Origin of the sequence: Nocardioides mesophilus (assembly GCF_014395785.1) — a bacterium.
Classification (GTDB): Bacteria; Actinomycetota; Actinomycetes; order Propionibacteriales; family Nocardioidaceae; genus Nocardioides_B; species Nocardioides_B mesophilus.
On sequence record NZ_CP060713.1, the window covers coordinates 3,330,221 to 3,353,104 of the forward strand.

At 72.6% G+C, this 22,884-nt stretch carries 22 protein-coding genes; 13 read left to right on the top strand and 9 right to left on the bottom strand.

What is annotated here, in order from left to right:
- The first annotated feature begins 25 nt into the window (after positions 1 to 25).
- The gene (glgP, locus tag H9L09_RS16060; protein WP_343065238.1) at positions 26 to 1,747 is read left to right on the top strand and encodes an alpha-glucan family phosphorylase; all 1,722 of its coding nucleotides are present in this window, start codon (positions 26 to 28) and stop codon (positions 1,745 to 1,747) included.
- Positions 1,748 to 1,854: 107 nt separating this feature from the next.
- Here glgP and glgX read toward each other — a convergent pair whose 3' ends face one another.
- The gene (gene glgX / locus H9L09_RS16065) at positions 1,855 to 4,014 is read right to left on the bottom strand and encodes a glycogen debranching protein GlgX (protein ID WP_187577858.1); all 2,160 of its coding nucleotides are present in this window, start codon (positions 4,012 to 4,014) and stop codon (positions 1,855 to 1,857) included.
- Between the two features lie 91 nt (positions 4,015 to 4,105).
- On the opposite strand from glgX, the gene H9L09_RS16070 reads away from it, so the two are divergent.
- Positions 4,106 to 4,885 (top strand): enoyl-CoA hydratase/isomerase family protein, encoded by a 780-nt coding sequence (locus H9L09_RS16070; RefSeq protein ID WP_187577859.1) that lies wholly within the window; start codon positions 4,106 to 4,108, stop codon positions 4,883 to 4,885.
- A gap of 4 nt (positions 4,886 to 4,889) precedes the next feature.
- On the opposite strand, the gene H9L09_RS16075 is transcribed toward H9L09_RS16070, so the two are convergent.
- Together H9L09_RS16075 and H9L09_RS16080 are read right to left on the bottom strand one after the other, a co-directional pair.
- Complete coding sequence (locus H9L09_RS16075) at positions 4,890 to 5,552, bottom strand: response regulator (RefSeq protein WP_187577860.1); 663 nt, start codon at positions 5,550 to 5,552, stop codon at positions 4,890 to 4,892.
- Complete coding sequence (locus tag H9L09_RS16080; protein ID WP_187577861.1) at positions 5,549 to 6,721, bottom strand: sensor histidine kinase; 1,173 nt, start codon at positions 6,719 to 6,721, stop codon at positions 5,549 to 5,551. The genes H9L09_RS16075 and H9L09_RS16080 overlap by 4 nt, the downstream gene beginning before the upstream one ends.
- Before the next feature lie 200 nt (positions 6,722 to 6,921).
- Between H9L09_RS16080 and H9L09_RS16085 the strand changes: the two genes are divergently transcribed.
- The 4 genes from H9L09_RS16085 (at position 6,922) to H9L09_RS16100 (ending at position 10,104) form a co-directional block, all read left to right on the top strand.
- Positions 6,922 to 7,626 (top strand): hypothetical protein, encoded by a 705-nt coding sequence (locus H9L09_RS16085; RefSeq protein ID WP_187577862.1) that lies wholly within the window; start codon positions 6,922 to 6,924, stop codon positions 7,624 to 7,626.
- A gap of 154 nt (positions 7,627 to 7,780) precedes the next feature.
- On the top strand, positions 7,781 to 8,194 hold the full coding sequence (locus H9L09_RS16090; protein ID WP_246456069.1) for a hypothetical protein: 414 nt from the start codon (positions 7,781 to 7,783) through the stop codon (positions 8,192 to 8,194).
- Between the two features lie 170 nt (positions 8,195 to 8,364).
- Positions 8,365 to 9,132 (top strand): electron transfer flavoprotein subunit beta/FixA family protein, encoded by a 768-nt coding sequence (locus tag H9L09_RS16095; protein ID WP_246456070.1) that lies wholly within the window; start codon positions 8,365 to 8,367, stop codon positions 9,130 to 9,132.
- Between the two features lie 18 nt (positions 9,133 to 9,150).
- A complete protein-coding gene (locus tag H9L09_RS16100; protein ID WP_187577864.1) occupies positions 9,151 to 10,104 on the top strand; it encodes an electron transfer flavoprotein subunit alpha/FixB family protein in 954 nt (317 codons plus the stop codon).
- Positions 10,105 to 10,354: 250 nt separating this feature from the next.
- On the opposite strand, the gene H9L09_RS16105 is transcribed toward H9L09_RS16100, so the two are convergent.
- On the bottom strand, positions 10,355 to 11,956 hold the full coding sequence (locus H9L09_RS16105; protein WP_187577865.1) for an ABC-F family ATP-binding cassette domain-containing protein: 1,602 nt from the start codon (positions 11,954 to 11,956) through the stop codon (positions 10,355 to 10,357).
- Between the two features lie 219 nt (positions 11,957 to 12,175).
- Between H9L09_RS16105 and H9L09_RS16110 the strand changes: the two genes are divergently transcribed.
- The 6 genes from H9L09_RS16110 to H9L09_RS16135 all read left to right on the top strand — a co-directional run bounded on the left by H9L09_RS16110 (position 12,176) and on the right by H9L09_RS16135 (position 18,366).
- Positions 12,176 to 13,162: an endonuclease/exonuclease/phosphatase family protein gene (locus H9L09_RS16110; protein WP_187577866.1), complete on the top strand. Its 987-nt coding sequence runs from the start codon at positions 12,176 to 12,178 to the stop codon at positions 13,160 to 13,162.
- Positions 13,159 to 13,827, top strand: coding sequence for a hypothetical protein (locus H9L09_RS16115; RefSeq protein WP_187577867.1), 669 nt, complete (start codon positions 13,159 to 13,161; stop codon positions 13,825 to 13,827). The genes H9L09_RS16110 and H9L09_RS16115 overlap by 4 nt, the downstream gene beginning before the upstream one ends.
- 38 nt (positions 13,828 to 13,865) lie before the next feature.
- Positions 13,866 to 15,113 (top strand): cysteine desulfurase family protein, encoded by a 1,248-nt coding sequence (locus H9L09_RS16120; protein ID WP_187577868.1) that lies wholly within the window; start codon positions 13,866 to 13,868, stop codon positions 15,111 to 15,113.
- 4 nt (positions 15,114 to 15,117) lie between these two features.
- The gene (gene mnmA, locus H9L09_RS16125) at positions 15,118 to 16,266 is read left to right on the top strand and encodes a tRNA 2-thiouridine(34) synthase MnmA (RefSeq protein ID WP_187577869.1); all 1,149 of its coding nucleotides are present in this window, start codon (positions 15,118 to 15,120) and stop codon (positions 16,264 to 16,266) included.
- Positions 16,263 to 17,249: a uroporphyrinogen decarboxylase/cobalamine-independent methonine synthase family protein gene (locus H9L09_RS16130; protein WP_187577870.1), complete on the top strand. Its 987-nt coding sequence runs from the start codon at positions 16,263 to 16,265 to the stop codon at positions 17,247 to 17,249. Before mnmA ends, H9L09_RS16130 begins: the two co-directional genes overlap by 4 nt.
- 157 nt (positions 17,250 to 17,406) lie before the next feature.
- Positions 17,407 to 18,366, top strand: a complete 960-nt coding sequence (locus H9L09_RS16135; RefSeq protein ID WP_281390767.1) for an SDR family oxidoreductase — start codon at positions 17,407 to 17,409, stop codon at positions 18,364 to 18,366.
- Positions 18,367 to 18,407: 41 nt separating this feature from the next.
- Here H9L09_RS16135 and H9L09_RS16140 read toward each other — a convergent pair whose 3' ends face one another.
- Positions 18,408 to 18,965 carry a GNAT family N-acetyltransferase gene (locus H9L09_RS16140; protein WP_246456071.1) on the bottom strand — a complete coding sequence of 186 codons (558 nt, stop codon included), beginning with the start codon at positions 18,963 to 18,965 and terminating at the stop codon, positions 18,408 to 18,410.
- Positions 18,966 to 19,133: 168 nt separating this feature from the next.
- On the bottom strand, positions 19,134 to 19,703 hold the full coding sequence (locus H9L09_RS16145) for an ArsR/SmtB family transcription factor (protein ID WP_187577871.1): 570 nt from the start codon (positions 19,701 to 19,703) through the stop codon (positions 19,134 to 19,136).
- 68 nt (positions 19,704 to 19,771) lie between these two features.
- Here H9L09_RS16145 and H9L09_RS16150 point away from each other — a divergent pair, with 68 nt between their 5' ends.
- Positions 19,772 to 20,383, top strand: a complete 612-nt coding sequence (locus H9L09_RS16150) for a dienelactone hydrolase family protein (protein WP_187577872.1) — start codon at positions 19,772 to 19,774, stop codon at positions 20,381 to 20,383.
- 167 nt (positions 20,384 to 20,550) lie between these two features.
- Here the strand turns inward: H9L09_RS16150 and H9L09_RS22250 are convergent, their stop codons facing one another.
- The 3 genes from H9L09_RS22250 to H9L09_RS16160 form a co-directional block, all read right to left on the bottom strand.
- A complete protein-coding gene (locus tag H9L09_RS22250) occupies positions 20,551 to 21,330 on the bottom strand; it encodes an MFS transporter (RefSeq protein WP_425491733.1) in 780 nt (259 codons plus the stop codon).
- Between the two features lie 140 nt (positions 21,331 to 21,470).
- Complete coding sequence (locus H9L09_RS22255) at positions 21,471 to 22,157, bottom strand: MFS transporter (RefSeq protein ID WP_246456072.1); 687 nt, start codon at positions 22,155 to 22,157, stop codon at positions 21,471 to 21,473.
- The gene (locus tag H9L09_RS16160) at positions 22,154 to 22,774 is read right to left on the bottom strand and encodes a TetR/AcrR family transcriptional regulator (RefSeq protein ID WP_187577873.1); all 621 of its coding nucleotides are present in this window, start codon (positions 22,772 to 22,774) and stop codon (positions 22,154 to 22,156) included. Before H9L09_RS16160 ends, H9L09_RS22255 begins: the two co-directional genes overlap by 4 nt.
- Between the last annotated feature and the right edge of the window lie 110 nt (positions 22,775 to 22,884).

The window sequence follows — 22,884 nt, forward strand, 5'->3', positions numbered from 1 at the left end:
CGCCGGCTTCCTCGGTCTCGAGCGGATCCGCGAGCTCACCGAGGACATGGGCACGCAGAACCTCGACTTCGGCGCCGCCCTGGAGGTCTCCCGCGCCGGGACGGTCTTCACCACGCACACCCCGGTGCCGGCCGGCATCGACCGGTTCCCCCGCGACCTGATCGCGCAGTACTTCGGCGGCGAGAACGCCCAGCCGGGCGTCCCCGTCGACAAGATCCTCGCCCTCGGGACCGAGGACTACCCCGGCGGCGACCCGTCGGTCTTCAACATGGCCGTGATGGGCTTCCGGCTCTCCCAGCGCGCCAACGGCGTCTCCCAGCTGCACGGTGAGGTCAGCCGCGACATGTTCGGCGGCCTGTGGCCGCAGTTCGACCGCACCGAGCGGCCGATCATCTCGATCACCAACGGCGTGCACGCCCCGACCTGGGTGGCCCGCGAGATCTTCGACCTGGTCCGTGCGCAGGGCATCAAGCCCGGTCCCGACCCCGACGCCGACTCCCCGGAGCAGGTCTTCGAGGTCGCCGACCGGGTGTCCGGCAAGGAGATCTGGGCGACCAAGCGGATCCTGCGCGAGCACCTCGTCGCCGACGCCCGCAAGCGGCTGGCGAAGTCCTGGCGCAAGCGCGGCGCGGCGCCGGCCGAGCTGACCTGGATCGACTCCGCGCTCGACCCGGACGTGCTGACGATCGGGTTCGCGCGCCGTGTCCCGTCGTACAAGCGGCTCACGCTGATGCTGCGCGACCCCGACCGGCTCAAGCGCATCCTGCTGAACCCCGAGCGTCCGGTGCAGCTGGTCATCGCCGGCAAGGCGCACCCGGCCGACGAGGGCGGCAAGAAGCTGATCCAGGAGATCGTCCGGTTCGCCGACGACCCCGAGGTCCGGCACCGCATCGTGTTCCTGCCCAACTACGACATCGCGATGGCGCAGCCGCTCTACCCCGGCTGCGACGTGTGGCTGAACAACCCGCTGCGTCCCTACGAGGCGTGCGGCACCTCGGGCATGAAGGCCGCGCTCAACGGCGGTCTGAACCTCTCCATCCTCGACGGCTGGTGGGACGAGTGGTACGACGGCAACAACGGCTGGGCGATCCCGTCGGCCGACGGCATCGACGACCCGGACCGCCGTGACGACATCGAGGCCACCGCGCTCTACGACCTGATCGAGAACGAGGTCGCGCCGCGCTTCTACGACCACGACGACGAGGGCACGCCGTACCGCTGGATCGAGATGGTGCGGCACACGCTGAAGTCGCTCGGCCCCAAGGTCCTCGCCGACCGGATGGTGCGCGACTACGTCTACAAGCTCTACACCCCGGCCGCCACCAGCTCGCGGACCCTCAACGGCGACTACGCCGGCGCGCAGGAGCTCGCCGAGTGGAAGCAGCGCGTGCGGGGGGCGTGGGCCGGCGTGAGCATCGACCACGTCGAGTCCGAGGGCGTCACCGACGCCCCGGAGATGGGGCAGACCCTCGAGCTCAAGGTCTTCGCCTCGCTCGGCTCCCTGGAGCCCGACGACGTGGAGGTCCAGGTCGTGCACGGGCGCACCGGCAGCGACGACGAGCTCGTCGACGTCACGTCGGAGTCGCTCACGCTCACCGAGAGCTACGAGGCCGGCCGGCACCGCTTCGAGGGCAGCGTCCCGCTGACCTCCTCGGGCACCTTCGGCTACACGGTGCGGATCCTGCCGCGCAACGAGCACCTCGCCGGGCCGGCGGAGCTCGGCTGCGTGACCTACCCCTCCGCCTGACACACCGGAGACCGATCGGCTGACCGGCCGTCCCCGCCCACGACCGTGGCGGGGGCGGCCGGTTCCGTCGTCGCGGAACCTCGCGGAACCTCGCGGAACGTCGCGGGTCAGAGCTGGCGCAGCACGATCATCGAGCGGCCGCTGACCCGCAGCACGTCGCCGGCCTCGACCTTCTCGCCGGTCGGGTGGAAGGGGTCGGTGGAGAGCGCGACCTCGCCGACCTGCAGCCAGTCGTTGACCGGCACCACGACCTTGCCGTGCTCGGGCGGCGCGTGGAACCAGATCAGGAACGACGCGTCGCGGAGCCGCTCGCCGCGCGGCCCGGGTGCCCGGAGCGGATCGCCGGAGACGAACATGCCGAGCGTGTGCAGGCCCTCGTCGTACCAGTCCTGCTCGGCCATCTCGCGACCGTCGGGGTGGATCCAGGCCAGGTCCTTGGGGCCGCCGGGCACGGCGGGCCGACCCTCCAGGAAGTGCCGTTGCCGCAGCGCGGGGTGCTCGCGCCGCAGCCGCAGCGCGGTCTTGGTGATGTCGTAGAGGTCCAGCCAGGCGTCGTCGGGGCGCCAGTCCACCCACGACGTCTCGTTGTCCTGGCTGTAGGCGTTGTTGTTGCCCAGCTGGGTGCGGCCCCGCTCGTCACCCGCGGTGATCATCGGGACGCCCGCGGAGAGGCAGAGCGTCACCATCAGGTTGGCCGCCTGCCGGTGCCGGAGCGCGACGATGCCGGGATCGACCGTCTCGCCCTCCACCCCGCAGTTCCAGGACCGGTTGTGGTTGGCGCCGTCGGTGTTCCGCTCGCCGTTGGGCTCGTTGTGCTTCTGGTCGTAGGAGACCAGGTCGCGCATCGTGAAGCCGTCGTGGGCGGTGACGAAGTTGACCGAGGCGTACGGCGACCGGCCGTCGTCGGCGTACAGGTCCGAGGAGCCCGACAGCCGGTACGCGAGGTCACGGATGCCGCCCGAGCTGGTGCGCCAGAAGTCGCGCACGGTGTCGCGGTAGCGGTCGTTCCACTCCACCCACGGTGGCGGGAACCGGCCCACCTGGTAGCCGTCCATGCTCGCGTCCCACGGCTCGGCGATCAGCTTCACGTGCCGCAGCACCGGGTCCTGGGCGACCGCGGACAGGAACGAGCCGCGCAGGTCGATCGCGGTCCGGTCGCGGGTCAGGGCCGGGGTGAGGTCGAACCGGAACCCGTCGACGTGCATCTCGGTGACCCAGTAGCGGAGCGAGTCGAGGATCAGCCGCAGCGCGCCGGGGAACGTGGTGTCGAAGGTGTTGCCGCAGCCGGTGACGTCGAAGTACGGGTCCTGGTCGGGCTGGACGCGCTTGTAGTAGCCGTAGTCGTCGAGCCCGCGGAAGCACAGCGTCGGCCCGTCCGGGCCGCCCTCGGCGGTGTGGTTGTAGACCACGTCGAGGATCACCTCGAGGCCGGCGGCGTGCAACGCCTTGACCATCTGCTTGAACTCGGTGACCTGACCGCCGCGGTCGCCGCTCGCGGAGTAGCCGTGGTGCGGGGCGAAGAAGCCGATCGAGTTGTAGCCCCAGTAGTTGGTCAGGCCGAGCCGGGCGACGTGCCGCTCGGGGACGATCTCGTGCACCGGGAGGAGCTCGACGGTGGTGATCCCGAGGTCCTTGAGGTAGTCGACCACGGGCGGGGTCGCCAGGCCGGCGTACGTCCCGCGCAGGTGCTCGGGGACCCGGTCGTGCAGCTTCGTGAAGCCCTTCACGTGAAGCTCGTAGACGACGGTGTCGGTCAGCCGCACCTTGGGGGAGCGGTCGTCGCCCCAGTCGAACGGGTCGTGCACCACCACCGAGCGGGGGACGTACGGCGCCGAGTCCCGCTCGTCGCGGGTGTGGAACTTCTGCGACCGGGTCTCGGCGTCGTCGCGCCGGTTCGGACGGACGTGGGCGTGGAGCGCGTCGTGGTGCGTCACCTCGCCCGAGATCGCCCGGGCGTACGGGTCCAGCAGCAGCTTCGCCGGGTTGAAGCGCCGACCACGTCCCGGCGCCCACGGCCCGTCGGCCCGGAAGCCGTAGCGCTGACCGACGGGGAGGTGCGGGATCGCGCCGTGCCAGATGCCCAGTGTCTTCTCGGTCAGCCGGTGCCGGGTCTCGACGAGCGTGCCGTCGTGCTCCTCGAACAGGCACAGGTCCACGGCGGTCGCCTCGGGCGCGAACACGGCGAAGTTGGTGCTCTCCTCGCTCCACGTGGCCCCGAGCGGCTGGTGCTCTCCGGGCCAGACCGTGGCCGCTCCGTCGTCGTGCATGCCGCCATTCTGGCCGATGTCGCACCAACTAGGGTGCACGGACCAACAGATGTACCGCAGTCTGGCCGAACGGATGAGGAAGAGGTGCCGCATGGGTGAGTTCGTGAGGCTCGAGGTCGAGGACGGTGTCGGAACGATCCGCATCGATCGCCCGAAGATGAACGCCCTCGACGTGCAGGTGCAGGAGGAGATCCGGGCCGCCGCCCTCGAGGCGGCGGAGCGGGCCGACGTCCGCGCGGTCGTGGTGTACGGCGGCGAGCGGGTCTTCGCTGCCGGCGCGGACATCAAGGAGATGGCGGCGATGTCCTACACGGACATGGTCGAGCGCTCCGGCGGGCTGCAGTCGGCGCTCTCCGCGGTCGCCGCGATCCCGAAGCCGGTCGTGGCGGCGGTCACCGGCTACGCCCTCGGTGGGGGCTGCGAGCTCGCCCTGTGCGCCGACATCCGGATCGCCGCCGACGACGCCACCCTGGGTCAGCCGGAGATCCTGCTCGGGATCATCCCCGGCGCCGGCGGCACCCAGCGGCTCACCCGGCTGGTCGGGCCCTCGAAGGCCAAGGACCTGATCTTCACCGGCCGCTTCGTCAAGGCCGACGAGGCGCTGGCGATCGGTCTGGTGGACCGGCTGGTCCCCGCCGACCAGGTGTACGCCGAGGCCCTGGCCTGGGCGCGCCAGTTCACCGGTGCAGCGGCCTACGCGCTGCGCGCGGCGAAGGAGTCGATCGACAAGGGCCTCGAGGTCGACCTCGCCACCGGCCTGGAGATCGAGCGGATCCAGTTCGCGGCGCTCTTCGCCACCGAGGACCGCAGCATCGGCATGACCTCGTTCCTGGAGAACGGCCCGGGCAAGGCGGAGTTCCGGGGCCGCTGACGGGTCAGGCCTCGCCGGGACGGACGTGGCCGGTCTCGTAGGCCGCGACCACGGCCTGCACCCGGTCCCGCACCCCCAGCTTGGCGAGCACGCTGGAGACGTGGGTCTTCACCGTCGTCTCGCCGAGGTAGAGCTCCGCGGCGATCTCGGCGTTGGACAGCCCGCGTCCGATGAGGGCGAGGACGTCGCGCTCGCGCGCGGTCAGCGTCTGGAGCACCTCGGTGCGCCGGGTCCGCAGCGGCGGCGAGGACGCGAACCGCTCGATCACCCGCACCGTCACCGCGGGGTCGAGCAGGCCGCCGCCGGCCGCGACCGTGCGCACGCCCTCGACCAGGCGCTCCGGCGGCGCGACCTTGAGCAGGAAGCCGCTCACCCCGGAGCGCAGGGCGGCTTCGACGTAGTCGTCCTCGTCGAACGTGGTCAGGATGACGACCCGGGTGCCGGGGACGGCCTCCAGCACCCGACGGGAGCCCTCGATGCCGTCGACGTGGGGCATCCGCACGTCCATCAGCACCACGTCGGGCGCGGTGTCCCGGACCACGTCCACCGCGGAGGCGCCGTCGGACGCCTCGCCCACGACCTCGATGTCGGGTTCGGCGCAGAGCACCATCCGGAGTCCGACGCGGACCATCGCCTCGTCGTCGACCAGCACCACCCGGATGCTCATGACCAGCTCCTGTTCGTCGGCAGCACCGCGTGCACCTCGAAGCCCTGCTCGGTCTGCCGGGTCCGCAGGGTGCCGCCGAAGACCTGCGCCCGCTCCCGCATGCCGACCAGCCCGTGCCCCCCGCCGCCGAGCGGGAGCCGGCGCCGCTCGCCGTTCGTGGCCGGCGCGCCCTCGTCGCGCACCCGGATCCCCACCGCGTCGTGGCCGTAGTCGAGGACCACGTGCGCCCGGCTGCCGGGCGCGTGCCGGAGCACGTTGGTGAGCGCCTCCTGCAGGATCCGGTAGGCGGACGCGTCCAGCGCCCGGGGCAGCTCCCGCGGCTCGCCGGTCACCTCGAGGTCCACGTCGAGCCCGGCTGCGCGGACGTCCTGCACCACCTCCGAGGCCCGGGCCAGCGACGGCACGGCGGCCGCCGGCTGGTCGTCTCCGGGCTCGCGCAGGATGCCGACCAGGGACCGCAGCTCCTCGACGGTCTGCCGGCCGAGCCGCTCGAGGCCGAGCAGCACGTCGTACTCCTGCGGGCGGTCGGCCAGCACCGGTGCGAGCTGTCGGCGCAGCCCGCCGGTCTGCAGCGTCATCACGCTCACCGAGTGCGCGACCGCGTCGTGCACCTCCCGGGCGATCCGGGTGCGCTCCTCGACGGCGGCGGCGTGCGCGGCCTGCTCCCGCTGCGCCTCGAGCAGCGAAGTCACCTCCATCAGCTCGGCGCTGCGCTCCCGCTCGCGCCGCACCAGCCGGCCGGCCCACCGCGCCGGGTAGAACACCGCGGGGAAGAACACCGAGTCCCAGGCCAGTCCGTGCACCACGACGTCGGTCGTCACGAACACCGCGACCGCGACCGTGACCGCCACCAGCGACCTCCGTGCCGGGGCGGCGTAGCCGACGTACCCCATCGCGAGCATCGCCGCGATCAGCCCGGTGCCTCCGGGGCCCGGCGCGCCCAGGATCAGTGACAGTGGGTAGAAGCAGACGACGAGCACGGCCCCCACGCAGGGGAACCGGGCCTGCACGACGAAGGCGGCCAGCAGCCAGAAGGCGACGAGCGCCAGGACCGCGAAGTGCGGCCGGTACGCCGCGTCCGTGCTGCCCTCGACCAGCCCGAGCAGGCACATCAACGGGCCCGCGGCCAGGGGGAACAGGCGCGGGTCGCGCCAGCGGGGACCGACCATGCTGGACAAGGTAGTGGCGACCGCGCCACCGCGTGATCCTTCCGGGGAAGGACCGGCTGCCGTCCGCAGCTCCTCCTGGCGGAGGAGACGAGACGGTCCTCCGGGACCGATGCCCGACGAGCCGCCGCCCCGGGAGAGTCCTCGGCATCGACTCCGAACCACCGGCCGCAGACGGCGGCCCCCGAACCGAAGGACTCACCATGACCCTCGACACTCCTAGCTCCACCGGCCTCCGGGTCCACGCCACCGCGGGGGACCGGACCGCCGGGACGCCCTGGATGACCTACGCGGCCGGCGCCGTGCTGGTGCTCGGTCCGCTGCTCTGGGCGGCCGGGATGTGGACCTCGCCGCCGGCATCCGGCACCAGTGACCTCGACTACGTGAGGTCGCTCGGACGGGACCTCACGATGACGCAGGTGTCCGCGCTCCTCCTGCACTACGGCAACCTGCTGATCGGCCTCGGCCTGCTGGCCGCGCCGTCGCTGGTGCGCGGGCCGCGGGGCCGCGGCCTCACCGTCGTCGGGTCGCTGCTCGCGGCGCTCGGCTTCACCAACGTCTCGGGAACGCTGCTCAGCGACTGGTGGAACGCCTCGGCGGTGACCCACCTGCCCGCGGCGACGGCGGCCGAGGTCTTCGCGGGGTTCAAGGACTCCTCGCTGCTCTGGCCCTGGGACGGCACCGAGATGCTCTCGCTGCTCGGCCCGGTGCTGCTGCTGGCCGGCCTGGCCCGGGCCGGGGTCCTCGGCTGGTGGACCATCGCGGTGCTGGTCGCCGGCGTCCTCGGCATGATGTTCATCCCGTGGGACCTGCCGCACCTGAGCGCGGTGGCGATCCTGGTGGCCTTCACACCGTTCGTCATGATCGGGCTGCGGCTGCTGCGCCGGGGCTGGCTGTCCCGGTCCTGATCCGCCGCCACCGCACCCGCACGGGGACCTCCTGGCTCGACAGGGAGGTCCCCGTCGTGCGTGCGTCGCTCCCGGCCCGCTCCCCGCAGCCGCCTGGTCGGCCGCCGGGGGCGGGTCGGCTAATGTGCTGACAACCTCGGACAAGGAGCAGCGAGTGACCGACACGAAGAAGCCCGCCGGCGAGACTGTGGCCCCGGCTTCGTCAGACCCGTCAGGCTCCGAGGCGAGACGCCGCCGGGGCTCGGAGGCCAGGGCGAAGGTCAAGGCCACCACGTCCACCGCCAGGACCAAGCTGGCCTCGTTGGTGTGGCTGGTGGCCGTGGTGTGCGCGCTGTTCCTGGCCGTCGGCGCGCTCCTGGTGGCGCTGAAGGCCAACCAGGACAACAGCATCGTGAAGTTCGTGCTCGACGGGGCCGATGCCCTCGACGGGCCGTTCAGCCGGGACAACGGCATCTTCACCTTCGACGGCAAGGACGCGGCCACCAAGAGCGCGCTGGTCAACTGGGGTCTGGCCGCGGTGGCCTACCTGGTGATCGGCAAGATCCTGGACCGGGTCATCCGCCCGTGAGCCGTCGCCCGACACGGCTCGCCAGTCCCGTCCGGTCCGCTGCGCCGTGTGACTCAATCCACCGATGACCAGGTTTCACCGCTGGCTACCAGCGGGTAACCTCGGGTCAAACCGACTGCACAGGAGGGGCCCTAAACCGGGTCGACAACGTTATGAACATTGTCGTGTGTGTGAAGTACGTACCTGATGCCACTGCCGACCGGCACTTCGAGGCCGACAACACCGTCGACCGCGTCGGCGTCGACGGGCTGCTGTCCGAGCTGGACGAGTACGCCGTCGAGCAGTCGCTGCAGATCAAGGACAAGCTCGGCGACGACAGCACGGTGACCGTGCTGACCGTCGGGCCCGAGCAGGCCACCGACGCCGTGCGCAAGGCGCTGCAGATGGGCGCGGACAAGGGCGTGCACGTCGTGGACGACGCCGTCGCCGGCTCGGACTACCTCGCGACGTCGCTGGTTCTGGCCGAGGCGATCAAGAAGATCGACCACGACCTCGTGGTGTGCGGCATGGCCTCCACCGACGGCGCGGGCGGCGTGGTGCCGGCGATGCTGGCCGAGCGCCTCGGAGTCCCGGGCGTGCTGCTCGGCTCGGAGATCACCGTCGAGGGCGACACCGTCCGGATCCGCCGCGACGGCGACGTCGCGACCGAGACCGTCGAGGGCACGCTCCCGCTGGTGCTGAGCGTCACCGACCAGTCCGGCGAGGCCCGCTACCCCTCCTTCAAGGGGATCATGGCGGCGAAGAAGAAGCCGGTCGAGACCTGGTCGCTCTCCGACCTCGGGGTCGAGGCGGAGAAGGTCGGCCTGTCGGCGGCTCTCACCGTCGTCGAGGACACCTCGGCACGCCCGCCGCGCACCGCCGGCGAGATCGTCACCGACGAGGACGGCAGCGGCGCCAAGGCGCTCGTCGACTTCCTCGCCTCGAAGAAGTTCATCTGAGAAGGGGTTGGTTGACTCATGAGTGAGGTACTGGTTCTCGTCGACCACGTCGACGGCAAGGTGAGCAAGCCGACCACGGAGCTGCTGACGATCGCGCGCCGGCTCGGTGAGCCGTCCGCGGTCCTGATCGCGCCGGCCGACGCCGCGGCCGCGGCGACCGAGACGCTGAAGAAGTACGGCGCCGAGAAGGTGTACGTCGTCGACGACGCCGAGGTGAAGGGCTACCTCTCGGCGCCCAAGGCCGAGGTGCTGGCCCAGCTGGTGGAGCAGAGCTCCCCGGCCGCGGTGCTGATCGTCTCCGGCGGCGAGGGCAAGGAGATCGGCGCCCGGCTGGCGGTCAAGACCGGCTCGGGCCTGATCACCGACGCCGTCGACGTCGCGGAGGACGGGGTTACCACGCAGTCGGTCTTCGCCGGCAACTACACGGTGCGGGCCAAGGTCACCTCCGGCATCCCGATCATCACGGTGAAGCCGAACTCGGCGACCCCGGAGGAGACCGAGGGCGCTGCGGTCCAGGAGACCGTCACGCCGAGCATCTCCGAGACCGCGAAGGCCGCCCGGATCACCGCCACCGAGCCGCGCAAGGCCTCCGGCCGTCCCGAGCTGACCGAGGCCGCGATCGTGGTCTCCGGTGGCCGGGGCACCGGCGGCAACTTCGAGCCGGTGGAGGGCTTCGCCGACGCGCTCGGCGCCGCGGTCGGTGCCTCGCGCGCCGCCGTCGACTCCGGGTGGTACCCGCACTCCTTCCAGGTCGGGCAGACCGGCAAGACGGTCTCCCCGCAGCTCTACGTCGCGAACGGGATCTCCGGTGCCATCCAGCACCGGGCCGGCATGCAGACCTCGAAGACGATCGTCGCGGTCAACAAGGACGAGGAGGCGCCGATCTTCGAGCTCGTCGACTTCGGCGTCGTCGGCGACCTGCACGCGGTGCTTCCGGCCGCGACCGAGCAGGTCTCCGCGCGCAAGGGCTGACCACGCCCCTCCCGCCCGCCGATTACCACGGTATGCAGGAAGTCTGATGCTCCCCATGGCCCGCAGGCCATGGGGAGCATCAGTCTTCCGTGGGAAGGGCGCCGGTACGTCGGTCGCGGCCGACCGGCGCCGGCCGCGACCGACCGGCGAGCGGTACGCCGACCGCGCAACCGCCGAGCAAGTACGCCGGCCGCAACCGACCGGCGAGCGGTACGCCGGCCGGCTGCCGACCGCCGACCGGCCCCGCGACTCACAGCCCGATGCTCAGGCCCTCCCACCGGCCGCGCAGCCAGCGGTCGTGGCTGGCGACGACGACCGTGCCGGGCGAGCGGCCCAGCGACTCCTCGAGCTCGTCGGCCAGCGTCAGCGAGATGTGGTTGGTCGGCTCGTCGAGGAGCAGCAGGTCCGGCTGCCGCGCCACGAGCACCGCGAGCGCGAGCCGCCGCTGCTGGCCGACGCTGAGCACGCCGACCGGCCGGGACAGCTCTCGCGGGTGCAGCAGGCCCAGCTCGCCGAGCGGCACCGGCGACCCGGTCAGCGCCGCGTAGACCTGGTGCGGGGTGCGCTCCGGCCGGGCGAACGTGACGTCCTGCGGCAGGTAGCCGGTCGTCCGCGACGACACCACGGCGGTGCCGGAGGTCGGCTCGAGCACCCCGGCGAGGACCTTGAGCAGCGTGGACTTCCCGGAGCCGTTGGCGCCGGTGACCAGCAGGTGCTCCCCGGCCGCCACATCGAGCAGCGGCACCGCGAGGCGGTCCGCCACCGCGAGCCCGCGCACCTGCACCACCCGGCCGGATCCGCCCGTGCGTGCGAGCACCCGGTCGAAGGAGAGCTCGCGCGGCGGCTTGGGCACCGGCCGGCTCTCCAGCTCCTCGATCCGCCGCTCGGCGTCGCGCACCCGGCGGCTCACGGTCCGGGCCACCTTCTCGCCCTTGCTGTGGTAGATGAACTTGTCGTTGTCGCGCGGCGGCCGGTTGTGGGCGACCTGCCGGGCAGTGCCCCGGGTCGCCGCGCGCAGCCGGTCCAGCTCCTCCTGCTGCTCGACGAAGGCGGCCTCCCAGCGACGTCGTGCCTCCCGCTTGCCGGCCAGGTGGGCGGCGTACCCGCCGGAGAACCGGTTGCCGCCGAGACCGTCGGTGCCGAAGTGGCTGGGGTCGAGGTCGACCACCTGCGTGCAGACCGCCTCGAGCAGGGCCCGGTCGTGGCTGGCCAGGACGACCACGCCGGGCAGGTCGCGCAGGAACTCCTCGAGCAGCGCCACCCCGGCGTCGTCGAGGTGGTTGGTCGGTTCGTCGAGCACCACGCACCCGGGCCGGGCCGCGACGAGGGCGGCCAGCGCGAGACGTGAGCGCTGGCCGCCGGAGAGGACGGCGACCGGGGTGCCGGGATGGACCGCACCGAGCCCGAGCCGTGCCGCGGCCATCTCCGCGCGCCGGTCGGCGTCCCAGGCCTTGTGCTGCACCGCCCAGTCGAGGAGCGCGACGTACTCCTCGGCGGCCTCCGGTCCGGTGAGCTGCCCGGCCAGCTCCTCGAGCCGCCGTACCCCCGCGTGCAGCGGGCGCAGCGCCGCATCGAGGACCTCGCGGGCGGCGGCGCCGGCCGGGAACTCCGGCTCCTGGGGGAGGTAGGCGAGCTCCGCGGGGCGTACGACGCTGCCCGCGTCGGGGGCGTCCACCCCGGCGAGCAGGCGCATCAGCGTCGACTTGCCGACGCCGTTCTCGCCGACCACCCCGAGCGGGGAGCCGGGGGAGGCGACGACGTCGACGCCGTCGAGGACGACCCGGTCGCCGTACGCCTTGGCCAGGTCGCGACCGACGAGCGGGGAGAGACGGGTGAGGGAGCGTGCAGGCATGGGGACCACCGATCCACGGGACGTGGGACGCTCGCCGGGCGGGCCGCGGACGCGAGCGGGGACGGGGTCAGCTCTTCATGTCGCGACGATTTTGCACGAAGACGGTCGCCGCGGCATCCGAATATTCCGCCACTCCGGCCGCGGCGCCTCGACGCGGTCGGCGACACGCGGCGCGGGCCGCCGCTCCGGGGGGGTGCCGGTCACTAGCGTGGGGCGGTGATGCTGCGCCGGCTCCTGCTCCTGATCCTGCTCGTCGTGCTCCTGGTGCCCGCGGGGATGCTGACCGCCGCCCGGCTGGTGCACCCGGCGGCCGGGGCGTGGGTGCGGCTGGTCTCGTTCACGCCGTACGCCGTGGTGCTGTACGCCGCGGCCGTGGTGGTCCTGCTGGTGGCCGTGCTGGTCGTCCGCGGAGCCGCCCGGGGTCTCGCGGTGCTGCTGCTGGTCGGCAGCGTGGCCGGTCTGGCCCTGCACGCCTGGTGGCTGCTGCCGTCGTTCGTCAACGGCACCGCTCGCGCCCAGGCGGCGCCGGGGGAGCGGTTGCGGGTGATGTCGGCCAACCTGGAGAAGGGGCAGGCGTCCGCGGTCCGGGTCGTCGAGCTGGCGCTGGCGAACCGGGTCGACGTGCTCGTGCTGCAGGAGGTGGACGCCGCCGAGCTGGCCCGGCTGCAGGCCGCCGGCATCGACGAGCGGTTCCCCGCCTCGGCGGGGCAGCCGGAGAGCGGGGTGGCCGGCACGATGGTGTTCGCGCGCAAGCCGCTCGAGGACGTCTCCCGGCTGGACACCCGGCTCGGCTGCTGGACGATGACCTACGACGGCGACGTCCGGCTGGTGGCGGTGCACTCGTGGCCGCCGATCGGCGACGCCAGGATGTGGCGCGCCGACCAGCGCGTGATCCGCGCCGCCGCGGTCGACGCCGCCCGCCTGGGCGACGCGGTCGTCGTCGGCGACTTCAACACCACCCCCGACCACGAGCCGCTCCTCGAGCTCGCGGGCCGCGGCTTCGACGACGCCGCGACCGAGGCCGGCTCCGGGTGGCAGCCGACCTGGCCGGCCGCCGACGGGCCGGCCCTGCTCGGCCTGCGGCCGCCGTCGCTGCTCGCCATCGACCACGTGCTGGTCGACGACGCGTTCGCGGTCGCCCGCACCGAGACCGCCTCGGTCTCCGGCACCGACCACCGGGCGCTGCTGGCGATACTGGCCAGATGAGCGAGAACGTCTGGGAGCCGACCGAGGAGGACCGGGCGTTCCTCGACGTCTACGGTCCCTGGGACCCGCTCGCCCCGGCCGAGCTGCAACGGCTGATGGCCGGCTTCGAACCGCCCTGGTGGGTGGTCGGCGGCCACGCGATCGAGGCGTTCACCGGCGTCCGCCGCGTCCACGAGGACATCGACCTGGTGGTCTTCGCCGACGACGTGCAGGCGCTGCGGGCCCAACTCGGCGGCACGTTCCACCTGTGGGGCATGAACGACGGCACCATGCGGGTGATCGACGAACGGCACCCGGACCCGGTGCACCCGCTGTGCCAGATCTGGATGCGCGTCGACGCCTCCTCCCCGTGGCGCGTGGACTGCATCCTGAACCCGAGCGCGGAGGGGCGCTGGCAGTCCCGGCACGACGACTCGTTCGTCGCCGACCTCGACGAGGTCACCTGGGTGGCGGCGGACGGCATCCGCTACCTCGACCCGGCGATCACCCTGCTCTTCAAGGCGCGCCAGCAGCGGCCCAAGGACGCGATCGACCTCGCGAACACCTGGCCGCTGCTGCCCCCGGAACGGCGGGCCTGGCTCCGCGACGCGGTCGCGCACCGCTACCCCGACCACCCCTGGACCGAGCGGCTGCGCAGCGAGCCGGGGGTCGGCACGGGCGGATGAGAGCCGGTGCCCGCGCACGCCGTACGCTGGGGAATGCGATGAACGACCTCACCCGCGCCGCGGCCGCCGAGCCGGCCACCGTCTACCTCGACCACGCGGCCTCCACGCCGATGGTCGAGGCGGCCGTCGCCGCGATGACCACCCAGCTGACCCGCACCGGGAACGCCTCCTCCCTGCATGCCGCCGGCCGCGCCGCCCGCCGGGTCGTGGAGGAGGGCCGCGAGCGGATCGCCGCCGCGATCGGCGCCCGTCCCTCCGAGGTCGTGTTCACCTCCGGGGGGACCGAGTCGGACAACCTCGCGGTCAAGGGCCTCTACTGGGCGCGACGGGACGCGGACGGTCGCCGTACCCGCGTGCTCTCCACCGCCGTCGAGCACCACGCCGTGCTCGACACGCTGGTGTGGCTCGAGGAGCACGAGGGCGCCGAGGTCGAGCTGCTCCCGGTCGACGGGCTCGGCCGCCTCGACCTCGACGCGTTCCGGGCCGCCGTCGAGCGCGACCCGGAGTCGGTCGCGCTGGCGTCGGTGATGTGGGCCAACAACGAGGTCGGCACCGTGCAGCCGGTCGCCGAGGTCGTGCGGATCGCCCATGAGCACGGCATCCCGGTCCACACCGACGCGGTGCAGGCGGTCGGGCAGGTGCCCGTCGACTTCGCCGGCACCGACGTCGACCTGCTCACGCTCACCGCGCACAAGGTCGGCGGGCCGTACGGCGTCGGGGCGCTCGTCGTGCGCCGCGAGCTCGACCTCGCGCCGCTGATGCACGGCGGCGGCCAGGAGCGCGACGTCCGCTCCGGCACCCTGGACACCCCCGCCATCCTCGGCTTCGCCACCGCCGTCGAGCTGGCCGTCGCGCAGCAGCCCGAGCGCTTCGACCGGCTGTGCGCGCTGCGCAACGACCTGGTCGCCCGGGTCATCGAGCAGGTGCCCGACGCGGTGCTGAACGGCGACCCGGTCTGCGCCCCGGACCACCGGCTCCCCGGCAACGCCCACCTGACCTTTCCCGGCTGCGAGGGGGACTCGCTGCTGATGCTGCTCGACGCCCGCGGCATCGCCTGCTCGACCGGCTCCGCGTGCTCGGCCGGGGTGCCGCAGCCCTCGCACGTGCTGCTCGCGATGGGACGGACCGTGGAGCAGGCCCGGTCCTCGCTGCGATTCTCGCTCGGGCACACCAGCACCCCCGCCGACGTGGACGCGCTGGTCGAGGCGATCGGTCCGGTGGTCGAGCGCGCCCGCGCCGCCGGCGCGGTGGCCGGTGTCGGTGCGGCCCGCGCCGCGGCGGGCTGAGCCGATGCGCGTTCTCGCCGCCATGTCCGGAGGGGTCGACTCCGCGGTCGCCGCCGCCCGTGCCGTCGAGGCCGGCCACGAGGTCACCGGCATCCACCTGGCGCTGTCCCGGAACCCGAAGTCCTACCGCACCGGCTCCCGCGGCTGCTGCACGATCGAGGACTCCGGCGACGCCCGGCGCGCCGCGGACGTGATCGGGATCCCGTTCTACGTCTGGGACCTCAGCGACCGGTTCCACGAGGACGTGGTCGAGGACTTCGTGGAGGAGTACGCCGCCGGCCGGACCCCCAACCCGTGCCTGCGCTGCAACGAGAAGATCAAGTTCGCCGCCGTCCTCGACCGCGGGCTGGCCCTGGGCTTCGACGCGGTGGCCACGGGGCACTACGCCCAGCTGGAGCGCGGGCCGGACGGGCTGATCGAGATGCACCGGGCCGTGGACATGGGCAAGGACCAGTCCTACGTGCTCGGCGTGCTGACCCAGGAGCAGCTGGCGCACTCGCTGTTCCCGCTCGGCGACTCGCGCAAGAGCGACGTCCGCCTGGAGGCCGCCGCGCGCGGGCTGTCGGTCGCGAGCAAGCCGGACAGCCACGACATCTGCTTCATCAGCGACGGCGACACCGGTGGCTGGCTGCGCGAGAAGCTGGGCGCCGGCCACGGCGACATCGTCGACCACGCGAGCGGCGAGGTGCTCGGCAGCCACGAGGGCGCGTTCGGCTTCACCATCGGGCAACGCAAGGGCCTGCGGATCGGCCGGCCCGCCGACGACGGTCGGCCGCGCTACGTGCTCGACATCGAGCCGGTCTCGGGCACCGTGACCGTCGGACCCCGCGCGGCGCTGCTGATCGACGGCCTGACCGGGATCCGGCCGCGCTGGTGCGGGACGGTGCCGGCGGCCCCGATGCACGGGACCGTGCAGCTGCGGGCGCACGGCGAGGAGCACCGGGCGGTGGTCCGGGTGAGCGGCGACCAGGTCGAGGTGACGCTGCTGGAGCCCGCGGAGGGGATCGCGCCCGGGCAGGCGGCCGTGTTCTACGACGGCAGCCGGGTGGTCGGCTCGTGCACCATCAGCGCCACCCGCCGGTCGGGCCCGACCGCTCTCCAGACTGAGGCTGCCGGCGCTCCTGGGGCTGCGGACGGGGCGGGCTCCCGATGACCCGGGCCACCGGGATCGGCTCACTGCCCGGCACCGACTACGCCGAGGCCGTCCGGATGGTGCTCGGGCTGCTGCCCGACCTCGCCCACGTCCCGGAGCTGCCGGACCGCGGCGTCCAGGCCTCGATGACCGGACGGTCCCTCGGAGTCCTCGCCGACCTCGACGCGGACCTGCAGCCGGCCGGCTGGCGGCTGACCGGCAGCCAGGGCTCACCGGGGGCGGACCACCGGCGGGCCCGCTCGCTGCTGGCCCAGGACCTCGACGTGGTCGAGGAGCTCGCCCAGGACTACGACGGCACGTTCAAGGTGCAGGTCACCGGGCCGTGGACACTCGCCGCGACGGTCGAGAAGCCGCGCGGCGACCGGTTGCTCGCCGACCGCGGCGCCCGCCGCGAGCTGGCCCAGGCCCTCGCCGAGGGGTTGCGCACGCACGTGGCCGACCTCCGGCGCCGGCTCCCCAGGTCCGAGCTGTGGGTGCAGGTCGACGAGCCGGCGCTGCCGGCGGTGATGACCGGCCGGGTGCCCACCGCCTCCGGCTTCCACCGGCACCGCTCGGTGGACGCCCCCGAGGCCTCCCCGGCCCTGGAATGGGTCTTCGAGGCGATCTCCTCGGCCGGTGCGGTGCCGATCGTGCACTGCTGCGACGCGGACGTCCCGGTCGGGCTGCTGGTGGGAGCCGGCGCTGCGGGTGTCTCGGTGGACCTCGGCGTGCTGGCGCCGGCGGCGTACGACCCGCTCGCCGAGCTGCTCGAGGCCGGCGGCCCGGTGCTGCTGGGGGTCGTGCCGTCGACCGCACCCGAGGGGACGGTGTCGGCCGAACGGCTCACCGACCAGGTGATGCGCTTCCTCGACATGCTGGGCCTCGACCCGGACGCCGTGGGGGAGTCCCTGGTGGTCACGCCCACGTGCGGCCTGGCGGGCGCCTCGGTGGACTGGGCGCGCCAGGCGCTCCGGCTCAGCGCCGAGGTCGCGGGCAACCTCTGAGCCCGACGCCGTCCTTCGCAGCCGCATGGCTCTTGACGGTCGCGCATCGGGTCACGATCCCCGGATCCGGGTTCGGGGTGCTGTCGTGCGCGCCGCTTCCTCGGCGCCGCCGGCCGGCGTCCGCGACTGCTCATCCCCTGGCGACGACACCGCGCCCATGGCACGCTCACCCCACGCGAAGAAGGGGACGGACATGGGGGTAGATCTCTCGGGCCGGGTGGCCCTGGTGGCGGGGGCGACCCGAGGGGCAGGGCGTGCCGTGGCGGTGGAGCTGGCGCGGGCGGGCGCCTTCGTCTACGCCACCGGACGGTCCAGTCGAGTGGCGGGGCCCTCGGACATGGACCGCCCGGAGACGATCGAGGAGACCGGGGACCTCATCGCGTCCGCCGGAGGCCAGGGCATTGCCCTGCGGGTCGACCACCTGGACGTCGGGGCCGTGCGCGGCCTCGTCGACCGGATCCGTTCCGAGCAAGGCAGGCTCGACGTACTGGTGAACGACATCTTCGGCGGGGACCGGTACGCCCAGTGGGAGACACCCCTGTGGGAGCACGATCTCGAGGGCGGGCTGCGGATGTTGCGCATGGGGGTCGAGACGCACATCATCACCGCGGCGGTGGCCCTGCCCCTCATCCTGGACACGGGAGAGGGGCTGGTCGTGGAGATGACCGACGGGACCAGTGAGGCGAACTCCGGCGACCGGCCCGGGGTCGGGTTCTACTACGACTACGTGAAGGCCGGGGTGGACCGGCTCGTGCGCAACTTCGCCCGCGAGCTCAGGGACACCGAGGTCGCTGCAGTGGGGGTGACGCCCGGCTGGCTGCGGTCGGAGCGGATGTTGGAGGGCTTCGGCGTCACCGAGGACACGTGGCGGGAGTTCTGCCGCAAAGAGCCGAGCTTCGGTATCTCCGAGTCCCCGACCTACGTGGCCCGGGGGGTGACTGCGCTGGCCGCCGACCACGGTCGCCGGCAGCTCGCCGGACAGGTCGTGACGTCCCGGCAGCTCGCGGACTTGTACGACGTCACCGACGTCGACGGCTCCCGGCCGGACTGCTGGGGACTCATCGCCGACCACGGCTGGTCCGAGGAGGACCCCGAGGTCATCGAGAGGTACCGCTAGCTCGCCCGGATCCACCGCTGGTCGCCCCGGCGACGCGGACGTCATGCCTGCGTCCCTCGGTCCCGTCGCGTCAGCAGGTAGCAGACCGACGGCAACGCGGCACGCCCTTCGACGGGATGGTCGTAGAGCGCGAGCGGCCGCATCCCGAGGCGCTCCATCACGGCGCGCGAGCGGGTGTTGCCGACCACGGTGAAAGAGACCACCTCCTCACGCCCGAGATCCTCGAAGGCATGACGCAGGCACTCCCGTGCCGCTTCGGTGGCGTAACCGCGTCCCCAGGCGGAGCGGCGCAGCCGCCATCCCACCTCGACCACCGGCTGCTCCCGCCCATCCATCCAGCCGGCGTGGAACCGCGGCACGGCGAGTCCGGTGAAGCCGATGAACCCCTCCTCGGCCTCGAGCGCCCACCAGCCGAAGCCATGCCGGTCGAAGTGCCGCTCGATCCGATCCACCCACGCGTCCGACTCGGCGCGGGTGAGCGGCGCGGGAAAGTGCTCCATGACCTCGGGGTCGGCGTTGAGCGCGGCGAACGGCGCGCGGTCCTTTTCGCCCCAGCCCCGCAGGACCAAGCGCTCGGTGCGCAGTACGGGCACAGCCACCCTGGCACTCTATGCGTCCGGCAACGGTCTCGGGGCCGAGCCGAGGGGCACGACGCCCGGAGGCTGCGCACCGCAGGGGAAGTCATCGCGGCCGGTGTCAGGCTCCGGCCGGCGTTCGGCGAGCAGGTCGAGGCAGGCGTTGGTGGGGTCCGGTCCGACGCGGCCTGGTCAGCCTCGGCTCTCCGGCAGGGCGGGATGGTCGGTGGGGTAGATGCCGACGGCGAAGCCGTAGACGGTCTCCCCGGATCTGGGGAGCTGGTCGAACTCGCTGACGAGGGCCGCGATGCGCTCCCAGAACTCGCCGGCCCGGTCCTCCGAGAGGCGGGCATGCCGGATGAAGCCCCACAGCCGTCGGTCCTGGTAGGCGGTTGCCGACTCCCGGGCCGCGACCTCGAAGTCGTTGAAGTCTCCTGGCAGCGCCGGCTCGTCGGCGCTCTGCTCGACGGCGACGTAGAACATGCGGGCGGTGCGACCGTAGAAGCGCTCCTCGATCGCGCGGACCCGGCGTGTGCGTACGACGCACACCAGACCCGCCGCGGTCAGCACCTTGACGTGGTGAGCGATCGTGCTCTTCGGCCGACCCACCGCGGTGGCCAGCTCGGTCACGGTGGCGGCCCGTTCGTGGAGCAGGCTCAGGATCGTGGTGCGCAGGGGGTTGCTGATCGCGCGGACCTGCGCGGGCGTCGTCAGCGCGATCCGGTCCGCGAGCTCGTAGTCAGGAGGGGTCTTGCTGGTCATGGCGCGAACAGACTACTCTCACAGAACGTTCCAAACTATTGGTTCAATCGTTGAGGGGATGAGTGTCGATGGCCGAGGTTGTTCTCTACCACCACGTCCAGGGGCTCACCGCGGGAGTGGTGGCCTTCGCTGACGAGCTGCGACGGGCGGGGCACACCGTGCACACGCCGGACCTGTTCGAGGGTCACACGTTCGCCACGATCGAGGACGGCATGGCGTTCGCCCGTGCGGCGGGCTTCGAGGCCGTTCTCGAACGCGGCGTGGCCGCAGCCGAAGCCCTGCCGACCCACGGCGTGGTCTACGCCGGCTTCTCGATGGGGGTGATGCCTGCCCAGAAGCTGGCCCAGACCCGTGCGGGCACCCGGGGCGCGCTGCTCTTCCATGCGTGCATGCCTGTCGCTGAGTTCGGCGAGCGGTGGCCCGACGACGTCCCGGTCCAGGTGCACGGCATGGACGCCGACCCGTTCTTCACCGAGGAGGGCGGCGATCTGGACGCGGCCCGGGAGCTCGTCGCTTCGACCGACGTGGCGGAGCTGTTTCTCTACCCGGGCAAGGAGCACCTGTTCACCGACTCCTCGCTGCCGTCGTACGACCCGGCGGCGACCGCCCTGCTCGTCGAGCGGGCGCTCCGGTTCCTCGACGACATCGCAGCCACCCCGAGCGAGGCGCAGCCCGGCTGATGCGCCACGGAGCGCGTCGGGGCATCCGGAGCGGCGGGCGCGCCGCCGTACCACTGCTTCCCTCGGAACATTGATGCTCCCCACGGGCCGTGGCCCATGGGGAGCATCAAACATCCGACATCCCGTGGTAATCCGCGCCCGGGGACGCGCCCGGGGAGCGCCGGGGGTCAGGCGGCCAGGTGCACCGGGTCGGCGCCGTCGGAGGCCAGCTCCTCGTGCTTGACGTTGAGGAACAGCACCGCGATCAGGGTGCCCAGCCAGATCATGCCGGCGCCGGTGAGGAACGCGTGGGTGGCACCCTCGGTGAACGCGACCTGCTCCACGAGCCCGCGGACCCGGTCCATCTCGGCGGCCGACGGAGCGGGACCGTTGCCCGACCCGGCCGCCTGGAGCGCGGCTCCGAGCGACTGCGCCTTCTCGGTCGAGAAGTGCACCGCGACCGTGGACAGCGTCGCCAGGCCGAGAGCGCCGCCGATCTGCTGCATGGTGTTCAGCACGCCCGAGCCGATGCCCGAGTCGCGGTCGCCGACACCGTGCACGGCGGTGAGGGTGAGCGGAACGAACGTCAGCCCCATGCCCAGCGACATCATCACGATGAACGGCAGCAGGTCGGTGAGGTAGTCGGCGTGCACGCCCAGGTTGCCGGGCGCCTCGGTGTAAGGCAGCCGGGAGAAGCCGAACAGCGCCGAGCCGGCGAGCGCGGTGCCGATCCCGGCCAGCCAGCGCGGGTCGACCCGGCTGATCAGCTTGGAGGAGATCGTCGCGGCCAGCACGATGCCGAAGCTGAACGGCAGGAACGCGAAGCCGGTCTTCAGCGGGCTGTAGCCCAGCACGTTCTGCACGAACAGGCTGAGGAAGTAGAACATCGCGAACATCGCGGCCGGCACCAGCATCATCACCACGAAGCTGGTGGCCCGGGTGCGGTTGGCGAGGATCCGGAACGGCATCAGCGGGTGCTCGACGACCCGCTCGATCAGCACGAAGCCGATCAGCAGCGCCACGCCGGCGGCCAGCGAGACGATCGTCCAGACGTCCTGCCAGCCGTGCTGCGGCTGGCCGGCGCGGGTGAGGCCGTAGACGATGCCGATCAGGCCGAGGGTGCCGGACAGGGCGCCCGGCAGGTCCAGCTCGCCGGGGTGCTTCTCGCTCTCGGCGAGGACCCGGGGGCGGCCAGCGCGGCCGCGATGCCGATCGGCACGTTGATCAGGAAGGTGAGCCGCCACCCGGAGACGTCGGCGCCGAGCATCGAGAAGTTCAGGCCGGTCAGCCAGCCGCCGAGGATGAGCCCCACCGCGGCACCGGCGCCGGACATCGCGGCGTAGACGGCGAACGCGCGGTTGCGCGCCGGGCCGGCCGGGAAGGTCGTGGTGATCAGCGCCAGCGCGGTGGGGGAGGCGATCGCCGCGCCGAGGCCCTGCAGGGCCCGGGCCCCGAGCAGCAGCCCCTCGTTGCTCGCGAGGCCGCCGAGCAGCGAGGCGACCGCGAACACCGTGACGCCGAGCATGAACACCCGGCGACGGCCGTAGAGGTCACCGAGCCGGCCACCGAGCAGCAGGAAGCCGCCGAAGACCAGGGCGTAGCCGGTGACGATCCAGGCCAGGTTGGCGTTGGAGATCCCCAGGTCCTCCTGGATGTAGGGCAGCGCGATGTTGGCGATGGTGCTGTCGAGCACCACCATCAGCTGCGCCACCGAGATCAGCACCAGCGCCCACCCGAGATGGCGGTGGCCGTGGCCGGTCTCCTGTGCGGAGACCGGGGTGGTTCCTGTGGTCATGACGTTCCTTCGGGGTGAGCGGAGTACGGCCGGCCGGTGGCGGCCGGGAGGATGATCTGGTCGACGACGGTCTCGATGACGGTCGGATCGACCGGGAAGCCGAGCAGGAAGACCCGGTGCAGCAGGATCCCGGCGAGCGCCGCGGAGATCAGCTCCACGTCGATGCCGGGCAGCAGCTCGCCGCGCGCCTGGGCGCGGGCGTAGATGTGACGATTGATCTCGAGCTTGGGGGCGAGGAACCGGCTCCGGAACTCCTGCGCGAACTCGGGATCGGTGTGCAGCGCGGTCATCACCGAGGCCAGTACGATCGCGTTGTCCTTGTCGGCGAGCCCTCCGGCCCCGCAGTACGTCGTCAGCAGGTCGCCCCGCAGGCTGCCGGTGTCGACGTCGGCGAGGTCGTGGGCGCGCTTGGAGCGCAGCAGCGCGTCCACCACCAGTGACGACTTGGAGGACCAGCGGCGGTACAACGTGGCCTTGCCGGCGTGGGCCCGGGCGGCCACGGCGTCCATGGTGAGCCGGTCGAAGCCGGCCTCGATGAGCAGGTCCAGGGTGGCGTCGAGGATCTCGGCCTCGCGGGCGCCCTCGACCCGGGGACGTACGCCGTCCAGGGGAACCATGCCGCCACCTCCTCGCAGGTCGGGATGGAACGAAACGGTTTCGTTCCATCGAGACGATACGGGAGGCGAACCGCGCGGTGCCACCGGATATTCCGGTCCCGGGCGATCGG